Source organism: Mycobacterium sp., assembly GCF_036490025.1.
Lineage (GTDB): Bacteria > Actinomycetota > Actinomycetes > Mycobacteriales > Mycobacteriaceae > Mycobacterium.
Window position 1 is genome coordinate 1 of record NZ_DASXEP010000189.1, and the last position, 10,115, is coordinate 10,115.

The following is a 10,115-nucleotide window of genomic DNA, read 5'->3' on the forward strand; positions in this document are numbered from 1 at the left end:
CTTGGGCCTAGACCAGGGAACCCGGCTGTGCACGGCCGCCAATGTCCCGGTTCGCCGAGCGCGGCCAGCCGCACGTTCGCCGTGTGATTTCCGCCGGCGGCGGCGATCACTAGACTGGCCGACGTGCTCATCGGTTCACATGTCAACCCGAAAGATCCGCTGGCCGCAGCCGCGGCCGAGAACGCCGACGTCGTGCAGATCTTCCTCGGCAACCCGCAGAGCTGGAAGGCGCCCAAGCCGCGCGAGGACGCCGCAGAGCTCAAGGCGTCGGCCCTGCCGATCTACGTGCATGCGCCTTACCTGATCAATGTTGCCTCGGCGAACAACCGGGTACGGATTCCGTCGCGCAAGATCCTGCAGGACACCTGCGACGCAGCGGCTCAAATCGGCGCAGCCGCGGTCATCGTGCACGGCGGGCACGTCGCCGACGACACCGACCTCGACGAGGGTTTCCGGCGTTGGGGCAAGGCGCTCGACCGGTTGGAGACCAGGGTTCCGGTGTACCTGGAGAACACCGCCGGCGGCGATCACGCAATAGCCCGCCACTTCGACACCATCGCCCGACTCTGGGATGTCTTCGGGGACAAAGGAATCGGCTTCTGCCTCGACACCTGCCACGCTTGGGCGGCGGGTGAGGCGCTGGTCGACTCCGTCGACCGGATCAAGGGCATCACCGGCCGCATCGACCTGGTGCACTGCAACGACTCCAAGGATTCGGCGGGCTCGGGCCGAGACCGGCACGCCAACTTCGGCACCGGGCAGATCGACCCCGAGTTGCTGGTCGCGGTCGTGAAGGCCGCTGACGCGCCGGTGATCTGCGAGACCGCCGACGAGGGACGCAAAGACGACATCGCGTTCCTGCGGGAGAAGACGAGCGGCTGACATGCTTCGTCGGGTCGCGACGCTGCTGGGCGTCGTGGTGGTCGTCGCGAGTTGCGCGGTCCTGCATCCGAAGCCACCCACGGGCTTTGTCGACGGCGCCAGCATCCACACCATCAACGTCGGCGGGCTCGACCGGGTCTATCGGCTGCACAAGCCCGCCGGACTGCCCGCATCCGCGAGCCTGGTCGTGGTGTTGCACGGTGGCTTCGGCAGCGCCGAACAGGCTGAAAGATCTTACGGCTGGGACCAATTGGCCGATTCATCGAAGTTCGTCGTGGCCTATCCCAACGGCGTCAACCGGGCCTGGAACGTCAACGGCGGAGGCTGCTGCGGCAAGCCCGCTCGCGAACACATTGACGATGTGGCGTTTATCAGCGCAGCGGTCACCGATGTCGCCAACAATGTCGGCATCGACGCCTCGCGGGTGTTCGCCACGGGCATGAGCAACGGCGGCATCATGTCCTACACATTGGGGTGCGACACCACGTTGTTCGCCGCGATCGGCCCGGTGGCCGGCACCCAACTGGACTCGTGCAGATCGCCACATCCCGTCTCGGTGATGGCGATTCACGGCACCGCGGATCCGATGGTGCCCTACGGGGGCGGCCCCGGCCACGGCTTCGCTCACATCAACGGCCCACCGGTACCGGAGCTGAATATGTTCTGGCGCAAGGTCGATCGGTGTCAGCCGCCAACCGAGGCCACCAACGGTTCGGTCACCACGTCGACCGCCGGCTGCGCCGACGATCGCGGCGTGGCGCTGGTCACCGTCGGTGACGGCGGCCACCACTGGCCCGATTTCGCCACCGCCAAGCTGTGGGAGTTCTTCGCCGGCCATTCCCGCTGATCATTACACCTCTTGTGCAGTTGTAGAAAAAATGTAACATTGGTGGCATGCCAGATACTCATGTCGTCAGCAACCAGGTGCCGCCCTTGGAGGAGCACAACCCGGCATCGTCCCCGGTTCTCGTCGAGGCGCTGATCCGCGAAGGCGGGCAGTGGGGCCTGGACGAGGTGGCCGCGGTGGGCGCGATTTCCGGCTCCAAGCAGACGCAGCGCTGGGGCGAGCTGGCACAACGCAACCGGCCCATTCTGCGCACCCACGACCGCTACGGACAGCGCATCGACGAGGTCGAATATGACCCCGCCTACCACCAGCTGATGCAGGTGGCGATCGAACACGGACTGCACGCCGCGCCGTGGGCCGACGATCGGCCGGGCGCACACGTGGTGCGCGCGGCCAAGACCAGCGTATGGACCGCCGAGCCCGGCCACATGTGCCCGATCTCCATGACCTACGCCGTCGTCCCGGCGCTGCGGTTCAACCCGGAGCTCGCCGCCAGCTACGAGGCCCTGCTGACCAGTCGCGAATACGACCCGGAGGTGAAGTTGCCGACGAGCAAAGGCGGGATCACCGCCGGCATGTCGATGACCGAAAAACAGGGCGGTTCCGACGTGCGCGCCGGCACCACCGAGGCGACACGCAACGGCGACGGCACCTACCGGCTGACCGGTCACAAGTGGTTCACCTCGGCGCCGATGTGCGACATCTTCCTGGTGCTCGCGCAGGCGCCGGCCGGGCTGTCCTGCTTCTTCCTGCCCCGGATACTGCCCGACGGCAGCCGCAACCGGATGCACCTACAGCGACTCAAGGACAAACTGGGCAACAACGCCAACGCATCCAGTGAAGTCGAATACGACGGCGCCACCGCGTGGCTGGTCGGCGAGGAGGGACGCGGAGTCCCGACCATCATCGAAATGGTCAACCTCACCAGGCTGGACTGCACGCTGGGCAGCGCCTCCAGCATGCGCACCGGTCTCACCCACGCTGTGCACCACGCCCAGCACCGCAAGGCATTTGGCGCCTATCTGATCGACCAGCCGCTGATGCGCAACGTATTGGCCGACCTTGCTGTCGAGGCCGAGGCCGCCACCATGGTCGCGATGCGGATGGCCGGCGCCACTGACAGCGCCGTGCGCGGGGATGAGACCGAAACCTTGCTACGCCGTATCGGTTTGGCGGCCAGCAAGTACTGGGTGTGCAAGCGGGCGACGCCGCACGCCGCCGAAGCGCTGGAATGCCTGGGCGGCAACGGCTATGTCGAGGAGTCCGGTATGCCGCGGCTCTACCGCGAGGCACCGCTGATGGGTATCTGGGAAGGCTCCGGCAATGTCAGTGCGCTGGATACGTTGCGTGCCATGGCAACTCGTCCCGAGTGCATCGAGGTGCTGTTCGACGAACTGGCCAAGAGCACGGGCCAGGACGCTCGGCTGGATCGTCACGTCGGGCAACTCCGGCCGCAACTCGGCGACTTGGAGACGATCCAATATCGAGCCCGCAAGGTCGCCGAGGACATCTGCCTCGCGCTGCAAGGCTCGCTGCTGGTGCGGCACGGGCATCCCGCTGTCGCCGAAGCATTCCTGGCCACCCGACTCGAGGGCCAGTGGGGCGGCGCTTTCGGGACGATGCCCGCTGGGCTGGATCTCGCGCCGATCATCGAGCGTGCTCTAGTTAAGGGATGACACGCGCCGGCGACGATGCAGAGCGCAGCAATGCTGAGGAGTGGCGCCGATGACCCACGCGATCCGGCCGGTCGACTTCGACAACTTGAAGACGATGACCTACGAGGTCACCGACCGGGTTGCTCGAATCACCTTCAACCGGCCCGACAAGGGCAACGCGATCATCGCCGATACCCCGCTGGAACTGTCGGCCCTGGTGGAAAGGGCTGATCTGGACCCCGATGTGCACGTCATCCTGGTCTCGGGCCGTGGCGAGGGCTTTTGCGCGGGGTTCGACCTGAGCGCATACGCCGACCGCACCGGATCGGCCGGCGGAACCGGCGCCTACCAGGGAACCTCGCTGGACGGTAAGACGCAGGCGGTCAACCACTTACCGAATCAGCCGTGGGATCCGACGATCGACTACCAGATGATGAGCCGCTTCGTGCGCGGCTTTTCCAGCCTGATGCACGCGGACAAGCCGACGGTGGTCAAGATCCATGGCTACTGCGTGGCCGGCGGCACCGATATCGCATTGCACGCCGACCAGGTGATCGCCGCCTCGGACGCGAAGATCGGCTATCCTCCGACCCGCGTCTGGGGCGTGCCGGCCGCCGGGCTGTGGGCGCACCGGCTGGGCGACCAGCGCGCCAAACGCCTTCTGCTGACCGGGGATTGCATCACCGGCGCGCAAGCCGCTGAGTGGGGTTTGGCAATCGAGGCGCCCGATCCGAAAGACCTCGACGAGCGCACCGAACGCTTGGTGGAACGGATCGCCGCGGTACCGGTCAACCAGCTGATCATGGTCAAGCTCGCCCTCAATTCCGCCCTGCTGCAACAGGGTGTGGCCACCAGCAGGATGGTCAGCACGGTGTTCGACGGTGTCGCCCGGCACACGCCCGAAGGACATGCGTTTGTCGCCGACGCGGTCGAACACGGCTTCCGCGAAGCCGTCAAGCACCGCGACGAACCGTTCGGTGATTACGGCCGGCGCGCTTCCCAGGTGTAACGGCATGCCGAAATCGCTGGCGCGGATGACCGCTCGATCAGTGGTGCTCAGCGTGTTGCTCGGCGCCCATCCGGCATGGGCCAGCGCGGCCGACTTGATAAGGCTCACCAGTGATTTCGGTATCAAAGAGACCACGTTGCGGGTCGCATTGACCCGAATGGTGAGCGCCGGCGACTTGGTCCGGTCCGCCGACGGATACCGACTCGCCGACCGGCTGCTTGCCCGCCAGCGCAGGCAGGACGATGCCATGCGGCCCCAGTTGCGGTCCTGGCGCGGGTTCTGGACCACGGTGATCGTCACCAGCATCGGCACCGATGCCCGTACCCGTGCGGCGTTGCGAACGACTCTGCATCACAAGCGTTTCGGCGAGCTCCGCGAGGGGGTGTGGATGCGGCCGGACAATCTCGACCTGGATCTGGACGACGACGTCCGCGACCGGGTGCGGATCGTGCAGGCCCGCGACGACGAGCCCGCCGAGCTGGCCGGCCGGTTGTGGGATTTACCGTCCTGGGCGCGCACCGGTCAGCGGTTGCTCGCCGACATGGCGGACGCGGCCGACGTGCCCGCCAGGTTTGTGGTAGCCGCCGCGATGGTGCGTCACCTGCTGACCGACCCCGTGCTGCCGGAGGAATTGCTTCCTGCGGACTGGCCGGGCACGCGGCTTCGGGCCGCCTACAACGACTTCGCCGCCGAACTGCTCGAGCGGCGTGACGGTATCCGATTAGTGGAGGCGACATGAGCGACCCGGTACGCGTCGAGCGTCACGGCCCGGTGACCACGGTGATCCTCAACCGGCCCGAGGCGCGCAATGCCGTCAACGGGCCGAGCGCGACCGGACTCTTCGAGGCGTTCGAGGAGTTCGATCGTGACGACACCGCGTCCGTGGCGGTGCTCTGGGGCGACCACGGAACATTCTGCGCCGGAGCTGATTTGAAGGCGTTCGGTACCCCACACGCCAATGCGGTGCATCGGACAGGCCCCGGGCCGATGGGTCCGACTCGAATGGTCTTGTCAAAACCGGTGATCGCCGCAGTCAGTGGCTACGCGGTCGCGGGCGGTCTGGAGCTCGCGTTGTGGTGCGATCTACGGGTGGCCGAGGAGGACGCCGTGTTCGGGGTGTTCTGCCGCCGTTGGGGAGTGCCGCTGATCGACGGCGGCACTGTCCGGTTGCCTCGGCTGATCGGGCAGAGCCGGGCGATGGACATGATCCTGACGGGTCGCGCGGTCGACGCCGCCGAAGCGCTGGCGATCGGCCTGGCCAATCGCGTTGTGCCCAAAGGGCAGGCGCGTGCCGCCGCTGAGGAACTGGCCGCCGAGTTGGCCGGGCTGCCTCAGCAGTGCATGCGATCGGACCGTCTCTCGGCATTGCACCAGTGGGGGATACCCGAAGCAGAAGCGCTGGACGACGAATTCGCCAGCATCTCCCGGGTATCCGCCGAAGCGACGGAGGGTGCGGGACGGTTCGCCGCGGGTGCGGGCCGGCACGGCGCGGCGGCTCAGTAATTCGGCAGGCTGAAGGAACGCGCAACGGTCAGCGACTGCCGGGCGACCAGCTTGCTGACGCCCGGGATGCGCAGCGCTCTGAGAGCGACGTTACGCAGTTTGGCGAGTCGGCCCGAGGAGAAGCGTTCGGTCTTCAACGCGTCGATGGCGAGCTTCTGGCACCGGGCAACGTACGGCGCGAGTAGTCGCTGGTATCGCGCGAATGCCGCTGTGTAATCGCCGTCCGCACTTTGTATTTCGTGAGCCAGCAGGTAGGATCCGACGATCGCGAGGCTGGTGCCCATGCCTGACCGGGGTGAGGCGCACCAGGCCGCATCGCCGGTCAGGCAAACCCGTCCGCGCGAGTACGAGTCCAGGTGGACTTGAGCGATCGAATCGAAGTACACCTCGGGAGCCTCGGCGAGGCCTTCGAGCAAGCTGGAGACCTCCCATCCCATCCCCGCGCATCGCTCGGCGAATAACCGCTTGTTGCCCTCGGTATCGCGATAGTCGAAAACCAGGTTGGGGTCGGTGAGATACAAACTTGCTCGCGCCGGCTTGTCGGGGTCGATGGCCTGTAGGGCCGCGGTCCGGCCGGCATCGATGTACGCCATGCCGCAATGGTCAAGCCGCAGACGGTTTTCGGTGTCGAAGAACCCAAAACATTGGCCCAGCTGTGTGACGTACTGCTCTTCTGGGCCGAACACCAATCTGCGTGTGCCGGAGTGCAGGCCGTCCGCTCCGATGAGCAGGTCGTAGCTGCCCGTCGATGCGTCGCTGAACGTCACGTCAACCCGTTGCCCGTCGTCGTGGATGTCCGTCACGCGAACGCCGAAGCGGTAATTCGCGTCATTGCGCACGGCTTCGTACAGGATGCGGGTGAGGTCACCCCAGTGAATCTCCAGCTCGCCGCTGATGACCTCGGCGGGCAAACGGCCGACCTCCTTGCCCCGGTCGTCGACGAGCAGCAGCGGTCCCATCCGGGTGGCGCTCGCTTGTACCTGTTCGAGCAGTCCCATCTTCTCGAGCACGGTGAGTGCGGGACCTCGAAAGTCGACGGCCTGCCCGCCGGCGCGCAACTGCCGAGCCTGTTCGATGATCGTGACGGTGTGGCCTTGCCGGGTCAGCCAGAACGCCAGGCTCGGTCCGGCGATGCCGCCACCATTGATGAGGATGTCGAGTGGCATTGCGGCCCTTCTCATTCCGTTTTTGTCCAACATCCCTGCGTGAGGCTATCCGGCCTTGTTGATGGTGTTGCCGCTGCCGAGGTTGTCGACCTTGGGGTCGCCGTCTTTGTAGCTGATCGTGTTGTTGAATCCGACAACGTTGAGTTGTTTGTCGATCTTGTCGATGGTGATCTTGTTGTCCGCGCCGCCGATGCTCACCGTCCCGCAGGTGCCTTTGACCGTCAGCGTGTTGTTTGACCCGCCCACGTTCAGCGACTTGCCGTCGCCACAATCGAGAGTGGTTGTGGTGCCCAGTGATCCGTAGTTGATGGTGTTGCCGATGTCGAACTGGGCACCCGTACTGGTCGTCGACGGCGTCGACGTCGACGAGGTAGGAGAGCCTGTTGACGGAACCGTGCTGTTGTTCTTAGGCCCGCAGCCGGCGATCCCGACAACCGCCACCGCGCACAGCGTCAAACCCGCCAGTTGTCGAGATGCGCCGTAGGTGTTGCGCATACCGCTTACCCCCCTACGTGACTGATCCGATTGGTCATGCCGAGTTCACGACCCCGGTCCCACACGAACGGCTCGCCGCTCTTGTAGAAGATCGACTCGTTGGAGCCGTAGACGGTGATGTCGTGCACGACGTTGTCGGCGACGACGGTGTGACCCGACCCCATCACCGTTACGGCCCAACACGTCCCCAGTGCGTTGACGGTGTTCCTGGTGCCGTCGACCAACAGCGTTGCGCCATTGCAGTCGATCGTCTGCTCGACACCCATGCCGGTGACATGGGTGTCGCCGTTTTTAGCCTGCCCGGTCGGCGCGCCGGCGGCGGAGGTGAACGCGATGGCGGTCGTGCAGGCTGCCACGGCTCGGGAGGGTATCGACCATTTCACCGCGGGGTCCTCTCGCCATGGCGCGTGATCTGCTCGAACAGAGCCTACGTGTTCGCATCGTCGGCAGACTAGAGTTCTTCGTTCCGGGGGCCCCAACTAGAGTTCCCTGACCAAACCGGTCAACGCAACGCAACCGAAGGGCGATCGCCATGCCAGCTGAGCCGGCGTCATCGGCTGCTCGGCCGGGCGTCGGGCCGAGGTCTGGTGCCCGCACGGCCAGACTGAGCCGCGAGATCGTCGTCAACGCCGCGCTCACCTTTCTGGACCGGGAGGGCTGGGACGCCTTGACGATCAATGCCCTGGCAACACAGCTGGGAACCAAAGGCCCGTCGTTGTACAACCACGTCGACAGCCTGGAGGACCTGCGCCGCACGGTGCGGATGCGGGTGATCGCCGACATCGTCACCATGCTCGCCCGAGTCGGTGAGGGCCGGGTCGGCGACGATGCTGTGCTGGTGATGGCCGGTGCGTACCGCAGCTACGCCCACCACCACCCCGGGCGATATTCGGCCTTTACCCGGATGCCGTTGGCGGGCAGCGACGACCCGGAGTTCACGGCGGCCACCAAGGGCGCGGCCGCACCGGTAATGGCGGTGCTGTCCTCCTACGGGCTCGACCCCGAACAAGCTTTTTACGCGGCACTGGAATTCTGGTCGGCGCTACACGGGTTTGTGCTGCTGGAGATGACCGGCGTGATGGACGACATCATCGATACCGACACACTGTTCACCGACATGGTGCTGCGGCTGGCGGCGGGCATGGAGCGCCGCAGCGGATCCGCCGCACAATAGCCCGGTGACCGCGCCCGGTAGTTTGCTCTGGCGGACCCCGACGTCGTCGCTTTGACCTGCCCGACCAGCGGCGGGTATTGTGGTGGCTCGTGCCTGGCGGTTTTAGGCGCTTCACCTAAGACGCGCACGCCGGGCCTCTTCGCATGCCAACCACGCAACGGAATGAATCCGCTGCCGAACGCGTGCGACACACCCGGCCGCGGGGGACCGCGGAAGGGCGCAACTGCAGTACAGAGACTTAAAGCAGCAGAACCGAACAGCAACACATGAGGAAGCCGGTAGATGCCAACCATTCAGCAGCTGGTCCGTAAGGGTCGCCGTGACAAGGTCGCCAAGGTCAAAACGGCGGCGCTCAAGGGCAGCCCGCAGCGCCGCGGGGTATGCACCCGCGTGTACACCACGACCCCGAAGAAGCCGAACTCGGCGCTTCGTAAGGTCGCGCGTGTCAAGCTGACCAGCCAGGTTGAGGTGACGGCGTACATCCCCGGCGAAGGTCACAACCTGCAGGAGCACTCGATGGTGCTGGTGCGTGGTGGCCGGGTGAAGGACCTGCCGGGCGTCCGGTACAAGATCATCCGCGGCTCGCTGGACACCCAGGGCGTCAAGAACCGCAAGCAGGCTCGCAGCCGGTACGGCGCCAAGAAGGAGAAGAGCTGATGCCGCGCAAAGGGCCCGCACCGAAGCGTCCACTGGTCAACGACCCGGTTTACGGGTCGCAGCTGGTCACCCAGTTGGTCAACAAGATCCTGCTGCAGGGGAAGAAATCGCTTGCCGAGCGCATTGTCTATGGTGCGCTCGAACAAGCCCGCGACAAGACTGGCACCGACCCGGTGGTCACCCTCAAGCGCGCTCTCGACAACGTCAAGCCGGCCCTGGAAGTGCGTAGCCGCCGCGTCGGTGGGGCCACCTATCAGGTGCCCGTCGAGGTGCGTCCCGACCGGTCCACCACGCTGGCGCTGCGCTGGCTGGTCAGCTTCTCTCGGCAACGCCGGGAGAAGACGATGATCGAGCGCCTGGCAAACGAGATCCTGGATGCCAGCAACGGCCTGGGGGCCGCCGTCAAACGGCGTGAGGACACCCACAAGATGGCCGAGGCAAACCGCGCCTTTGCGCACTATCGCTGGTAGGCGCGCGCGCCAGACCGGCACAGTGGCCGGGGCGACATAAGACAGCGAACTGATCAAGCAATCGAAAGAGTGGGAAGACTTCTGTGGCACAGAAGGACGTGCTGACCGACCTGACCAAGGTCCGCAACATCGGAATCATGGCGCACATCGACGCCGGCAAGACGACGACGACCGAGCGCATCCTCTACTACACCGGTATCAGCTACAAGATCGGTGAGGTGCACGACGGCGCCGCCACCATGGACTGGATGGAGCAG

At 65.7% G+C, this 10,115-nt stretch carries 13 protein-coding genes; 10 read left to right on the top strand and 3 right to left on the bottom strand.

The window, feature by feature from the left end; genetic code table 11:
• Positions 1-123 precede the first annotated feature (123 nt).
• From VGG53_RS22195 to VGG53_RS22220, 6 genes are read left to right on the top strand one after another with little or no spacing between them, the layout of a single operon-like run.
• A complete protein-coding gene (locus VGG53_RS22195) occupies positions 124-882 on the top strand; it encodes a deoxyribonuclease IV (protein ID WP_331520274.1) in 759 nt (252 codons plus the stop codon).
• A gap of 1 nt (position 883) precedes the next feature.
• Positions 884-1,729, top strand: a complete 846-nt coding sequence (locus tag VGG53_RS22200) for an alpha/beta hydrolase family esterase (protein ID WP_331520275.1) — start codon at positions 884-886, stop codon at positions 1,727-1,729.
• Between the two features lie 47 nt (positions 1,730-1,776).
• Entirely contained in the window at positions 1,777-3,405 is a 1,629-nt protein-coding gene (locus VGG53_RS22205) for an acyl-CoA dehydrogenase family protein (RefSeq protein ID WP_331520276.1), read from the top strand.
• 49 nt (positions 3,406-3,454) lie between these two features.
• Positions 3,455-4,393, top strand: a complete 939-nt coding sequence (locus VGG53_RS22210) for a crotonase/enoyl-CoA hydratase family protein (RefSeq protein WP_331520277.1) — start codon at positions 3,455-3,457, stop codon at positions 4,391-4,393.
• Positions 4,394-4,409: 16 nt separating this feature from the next.
• Positions 4,410-5,132 carry a PaaX family transcriptional regulator C-terminal domain-containing protein gene (locus tag VGG53_RS22215; RefSeq protein WP_331520284.1) on the top strand — a complete coding sequence of 241 codons (723 nt, stop codon included), beginning with the start codon at positions 4,410-4,412 and terminating at the stop codon, positions 5,130-5,132.
• On the top strand, positions 5,129-5,896 hold the full coding sequence (locus VGG53_RS22220) for a crotonase/enoyl-CoA hydratase family protein (protein ID WP_331520278.1): 768 nt from the start codon (positions 5,129-5,131) through the stop codon (positions 5,894-5,896). The genes VGG53_RS22215 and VGG53_RS22220 overlap by 4 nt, the downstream gene beginning before the upstream one ends.
• Here the strand turns inward: VGG53_RS22220 and VGG53_RS22225 are convergent.
• The 3 genes from VGG53_RS22225 to VGG53_RS22235 are packed head-to-tail and all read right to left on the bottom strand — an operon-like array spanning position 5,890 to position 7,940.
• Positions 5,890-7,062, bottom strand: coding sequence for an FAD-dependent monooxygenase (locus VGG53_RS22225; RefSeq protein WP_331520279.1), 1,173 nt, complete (start codon positions 7,060-7,062; stop codon positions 5,890-5,892). The genes VGG53_RS22220 and VGG53_RS22225 overlap by 7 nt on opposite strands.
• Before the next feature lie 45 nt (positions 7,063-7,107).
• Positions 7,108-7,557 carry a DUF3060 domain-containing protein gene (locus tag VGG53_RS22230; RefSeq protein WP_331520280.1) on the bottom strand — a complete coding sequence of 150 codons (450 nt, stop codon included), beginning with the start codon at positions 7,555-7,557 and terminating at the stop codon, positions 7,108-7,110.
• A gap of 5 nt (positions 7,558-7,562) precedes the next feature.
• A complete protein-coding gene (locus VGG53_RS22235; protein WP_414689028.1) occupies positions 7,563-7,940 on the bottom strand; it encodes a DUF3060 domain-containing protein in 378 nt (125 codons plus the stop codon).
• Between the two features lie 149 nt (positions 7,941-8,089).
• Between VGG53_RS22235 and VGG53_RS22240 the strand changes: the two genes are divergently transcribed.
• The 4 genes from VGG53_RS22240 to VGG53_RS22255 form a co-directional block, all read left to right on the top strand.
• Entirely contained in the window at positions 8,090-8,731 is a 642-nt protein-coding gene (locus VGG53_RS22240; RefSeq protein ID WP_331520282.1) for a TetR/AcrR family transcriptional regulator, read from the top strand.
• Between the two features lie 282 nt (positions 8,732-9,013).
• The gene (gene rpsL / locus VGG53_RS22245; protein WP_007767794.1) at positions 9,014-9,388 is read left to right on the top strand and encodes a 30S ribosomal protein S12; all 375 of its coding nucleotides are present in this window, start codon (positions 9,014-9,016) and stop codon (positions 9,386-9,388) included.
• Positions 9,388-9,858, top strand: a complete 471-nt coding sequence (rpsG, locus tag VGG53_RS22250; RefSeq protein WP_331520283.1) for a 30S ribosomal protein S7 — start codon at positions 9,388-9,390, stop codon at positions 9,856-9,858. Before rpsL ends, rpsG begins: the two co-directional genes overlap by 1 nt.
• 83 nt (positions 9,859-9,941) lie before the next feature.
• On the top strand, positions 9,942-10,115 hold a 174-nt coding region (locus VGG53_RS22255), incomplete at its 3' end, for a GTP-binding protein (RefSeq protein ID WP_331520285.1).

Coding starts and splice junctions, on each gene's coding strand:
- VGG53_RS22200 (WP_331520275.1), top strand. CDS start 884: ATGCTTCGTCGGGTCGCGACGCTGCTGGGCGTCGTGGTGGTCGTCGCG.
- VGG53_RS22205 (WP_331520276.1), top strand. CDS start 1,777: ATGCCAGATACTCATGTCGTCAGCAACCAGGTGCCGCCCTTGGAGGAG.
- VGG53_RS22210 (WP_331520277.1), top strand. CDS start 3,455: ATGACCCACGCGATCCGGCCGGTCGACTTCGACAACTTGAAGACGATG.
- VGG53_RS22220 (WP_331520278.1), top strand. CDS start 5,129: ATGAGCGACCCGGTACGCGTCGAGCGTCACGGCCCGGTGACCACGGTG.
- VGG53_RS22225 (WP_331520279.1), bottom strand. CDS start 7,062: ATGCCACTCGACATCCTCATCAATGGTGGCGGCATCGCCGGACCGAGC.
- VGG53_RS22230 (WP_331520280.1), bottom strand. CDS start 7,557: ATGCGCAACACCTACGGCGCATCTCGACAACTGGCGGGTTTGACGCTG.
- VGG53_RS22240 (WP_331520282.1), top strand. CDS start 8,090: ATGCCAGCTGAGCCGGCGTCATCGGCTGCTCGGCCGGGCGTCGGGCCG.
- rpsL (WP_007767794.1), top strand. CDS start 9,014: ATGCCAACCATTCAGCAGCTGGTCCGTAAGGGTCGCCGTGACAAGGTC.
- rpsG (WP_331520283.1), top strand. CDS start 9,388: ATGCCGCGCAAAGGGCCCGCACCGAAGCGTCCACTGGTCAACGACCCG.